This window comes from Streptomyces oceani (assembly GCF_001751245.1).
Lineage (GTDB): Bacteria > Actinomycetota > Actinomycetes > Streptomycetales > Streptomycetaceae > Streptomyces > Streptomyces oceani.
The window spans coordinates 1-215 of record NZ_LJGU01000018.1 but is presented as its reverse complement, the minus strand read 5'-3'; the positions used below and the strand labels follow the sequence as shown (position 1 = coordinate 215).

The window sequence follows — 215 nt, the reverse complement described above, 5'->3', positions numbered from 1 at the left end:
CACCCTGAGCGGTCAGCGCCGCCACACCATCAGCGAACCGCACCGCCTCCCGCACATGCCGCACCCAATACTCCGGGTCCGTCAACTCCTCGACGGTCGCCAACTCACCCGTGACATTCGACACCACCGACAACGACGGACGCTCATACGCCACCCCCTCGGCCACCCGACGAAACTCCGCCAACATCGGCTCCATCAACGGCGAATGAAACGCG

The 215-nt window shown here is 65.1% G+C and carries 1 protein-coding gene; it reads right to left on the bottom strand.

Going from position 1 to position 215, the window contains the following annotated elements; all coding sequences use genetic code 11:
* The coding region (locus AN216_RS00085) for an ACP S-malonyltransferase (RefSeq protein ID WP_420855670.1) at positions 1-199 on the bottom strand (199 nt) is incomplete at its 3' end.
* Positions 200-215 lie beyond the last annotated feature (16 nt).